We start from the raw sequence: 3,493 nt of genomic DNA on the forward strand, positions 1-3,493 counted from the left end.
CACTAATTGGACTCTGTTTGACAAAACGCTCAAATATTGCACCCAGCATTCACCATACCCTCCGTTACTTTTTAGTTTGCGATCGCATGGTATTATTATCCGGCTATTTGTCACCTTGACAGGGCTAGTCTCTACATCCAGATTCATAGTTCATTAGGACTTAACTAATTCTCATTGAATAGTACTGATGAACTATAGCCGGGAGTAGTCTTTTAAAACTTAATAAGAATAGTTACTATTAATAGACTGTTGAGCCAAGCCAAAGTCAAAAAGTATGTATATGCACGGAACGCTTAAAACTTGTGGTTTGGACGCAAATAGATATTTATAAATGTATTTATAAAAGCTATTAATTAAGTTTAATAGTCACAGATTTTTTGAATTTTTAATTGATATTCCATAAGTAAATTGCAGAGATATCGTATAAATCATAATTTTTTATCTATCAATCAAAAGCTGATATTTATTGCATCTTATTGAGAATCTAAATCTCACTTAGATTCGGTAAAAAATATGATCATTTACGCAAAATAGGTAAGATTTTACTCTTGTTAGAGAGTAAAATCCTCTGTAAAAACCCTTTTATGATAGTTAGGGTGCGGAATGTGGGTTAGAATTACTCTACCGCCGTCGCTACGAAAGAGGAGATAACAATTCAAAATTCAAAATAAATCCAAAATAGTTCGACTGAGACATTCGGCGCTCGCTCAGTTGAGCCGCGCTCATGCCAAAGTCCAAAATCGGCAATCCAAAATCCAAAATTGATTGACTCTAATAGTATTCTAAAATGACGAATAGCTTTTTTCGCTACAGTTTTCGAGGGAATATTCCATGACTATTTGGGTAAATGAGCAAATTGATTCGTCTGGGATGATTCATGCCTGTATTGCCACTTGCAATGAATCTCAAGCCAAAGATTGCCATGATTCATTTCAGAATAATTTGACCGAGACGCAAAAGGCAGCAGGTTGGGTAGCGCGATTGCGGACGGTTAATTCTTGGGATGATGTGCCGGTGAATTCTTTAAAACTCAATTAATTGAGTGCTATCGAAAGTAGACTGCATAGCTTATAACGGTTCCAGCAAAGGTAAGGTACAGAAAAAAACAACTAACCACAGATTAATATGAATCCTTGTAGGGTCGCACAGCTAACTGTGCAACCTTACTGCAAATTCTCTGAGATGGAGATTATTTTTTGGGATTTTGATCGAAGAGATTTTAGGAGCGATCGCTTGTCTACCAGATGCTGAATGTATGTCAATGCTTACAGCGATCGCAACAAATTCCATGAGAACAGGTTAATAAAGGATAAAATTCGGATTAAAATTATCCAATTATTAGCAACTGCTTCCAAAAAAGTAACATATTATAGTAAATTGATGATTTTTCTGAACTTTTAAGAGGTATCATCTATACCGGAGATTAAATTAAAAAACTTGCCAAAACCGAATCAATTTAGTGAACTATCCCAAGGTTTACACTTCGGAGCAAGCCTGTCCCATTAATTTAGTTGGCGAAACGGGACAAGCGGTTCAAATTTCAATTCATGCTCCCAGTCAATATATCTGTGCCAACTGCGAACGGATATTACCAGATTGGAAACGGCAACCATTTTTACGAGTAGTGATTGTCTTACAGCAATCGCGTTATCAATTAGTCGAAAAAACAGCAGAAGTAGAGACAGAAAAAGAACGCTTGCGAGAAAAGTTTATGAGATTTGGCTGCGATTTGGCATTTAATCTGCGCGATCGCGGCTATTTAACTGACTTAATCGACCCTCGTACAGGCTATCCTTTACTGTCTCATCCTGGAGCAATCCCTCACGATGACACAGCAGTTGTCAAAGCTTTGCTCAACTATCCAATGATTAAAAATCAGTGCCGTGTGTTAATTCATCCCGACTGGGGTGCAGCAGTTTATCCTAGCATCTTGATATCAGAAGCTCCTCCAATTGCGATCGAATGGGTTACAAAAGGCATAGCAGCTATGCATGGGTGGAGAGAAAGTCATTAGTCATTAGTCATTTGTCATTGGTCATTGGTCACTTGTACTGAGCTTGTCCTGAGCTTGTCCTCTTGGTAGCCGACTTGTACTGAGCTTGTCCTCTTGGTAGCCGAAGGGCGGCGTCGAAGTAAGGGCGTAGTCGAAGTATTGGTCATTGGTCATTAGTTATTGGTTATTTCTCCCTGAACTGCCTTTTCCTTTTATATATTGGAAATGAGGAGAATAAAAAACAGGCATAATAAAATCTGTGTTTTTAGATAACTTGTTCCAGGAAGCTAGGACAGTCGAAGCCTCTAATAGTGCGGCTTGCTATTTCCCTCTGATGAGTGGACGCTACGAAGTAAAGCCGGGGATGATGGCTTTTGGTTCCTGTTTTGGTAACACTGAGGCTGATCGGCAGGTATTTCAAATTGATGATAACTTTGCCCACTACCGTCAAGCTAAACTTTTAGCCCGTGGGGAACGGTTGAGCAAGTACTATCAAACCTGCAATTATTCTAAAGCTGTGGCAGGTGCGATCGCTCGTTTAATGATTAATCGCCTCGCTCAAGAACACCCACATCACTTTAACTGCCAAAAGTCAATAGATAACACCCTGAAATTCCACAGCCAACTTACCAAAGAAACCCTCTATTTAGATGCAGAGTTGCAATTACAGCAAGTTGAGGGTAGCTCAGTTGTTCCAGCTTACGCCTCTACCCTTGATGCTTTAGCAGCTCAGGTACAAGAAGACCTAACAATTATTTGCCGTTCTGCTGATGGTAGCAACTGGCTGAGTGCAGTTCATCTCTGCTATCCCAATCACTGGTCAGCCCAGGATAAAATTGGCAAGGACTTTGCTACGATACATGCACCTGTGGCTGGTATGGAAAAAATTAATCGACGTGCAGGTGCGATCGCTAATACAATGATTACCCAAAAACCGATGGTGCGCTTTGCTTGGGGTTTGAGTACCGACACCCGTCTCAACCACCATCCCGAACCCCCATCTGGTGTGTCAGTTAAGCAATGGCAAGGTAGAAACTTTGATCCGCAGCATCCCAGACTTTATCTGCGAATTGAGCGACAAGTGATTTGGGGGCTACCAGAGTATGAAGCCGCGCTGTTTACTATTCGTACTTACTTTAGAGATTGTGGTGTGGTTAAAAAAGACCCAGCGTTACGGTCTAAGCTTTATGCTGCGATTCAGTCAATGACCCCAGAAGCTTTAATATACAAGGGTTTGCTAGAGAGAAAAGCTAGTATTTTGGAGTGGCTAGGGGATGCTTGAAATATTGCTGCGCTTTTTATATTGGTTTGGCTTACCCCACACTTCGGTAGGCTCAGTGACCGCCTAAAATTTAAACATTTTTCTAGTATTTTTATCGCTCTTTAATCACTCTCACCAGAGTAAAAACATATAATCCTTGCTACGCAGGAGTTTCAGGCAAAATACATATTTCTGACCATAATGTTAAAAAATAAAGGTTCAAACCCAAGTGCTGTATG

The 3,493-nt window shown here is 40.1% G+C and carries 3 protein-coding genes; all 3 read left to right on the forward strand.

From position 1 onward, the window contains the following. The first annotated feature begins 831 nt into the window (after nucleotides 1-831). The gene (locus LC574_RS31795; protein WP_229457550.1) at nucleotides 832-1,038 is read left to right on the forward strand and encodes a glycogen debranching protein; all 207 of its coding nucleotides are present in this window, start codon (nucleotides 832-834) and stop codon (nucleotides 1,036-1,038) included. Between the two features lie 421 nt (nucleotides 1,039-1,459). After that, nucleotides 1,460-2,014: a methylmalonic aciduria and homocystinuria type D protein gene (locus tag LC574_RS31800; RefSeq protein WP_229457551.1), complete on the forward strand. Its 555-nt coding sequence runs from the start codon at nucleotides 1,460-1,462 to the stop codon at nucleotides 2,012-2,014. A 313-nt stretch (nucleotides 2,015-2,327) separates the two neighbouring features. After that, nucleotides 2,328-3,275 (forward strand): DUF3445 domain-containing protein, encoded by a 948-nt coding sequence (locus LC574_RS31805; protein ID WP_229457552.1) that lies wholly within the window; start codon nucleotides 2,328-2,330, stop codon nucleotides 3,273-3,275. Nucleotides 3,276-3,493 lie beyond the last annotated feature (218 nt).

This window comes from Nostoc sp. CHAB 5715, from assembly GCF_020829685.1.
Taxonomy (GTDB): domain Bacteria; phylum Cyanobacteriota; class Cyanobacteriia; order Cyanobacteriales; family Nostocaceae; genus Nostoc.

Excerpts from the sequence above, each read along its gene's own strand:
- LC574_RS31795 (WP_229457550.1), top strand. The coding sequence starts at position 832 with ATGACTATTTGGGTAAATGAGCAAATTGATTCGTCTGGGATGATTCAT.
- LC574_RS31805 (WP_229457552.1), top strand. The coding sequence starts at position 2,328 with ATGAGTGGACGCTACGAAGTAAAGCCGGGGATGATGGCTTTTGGTTCC.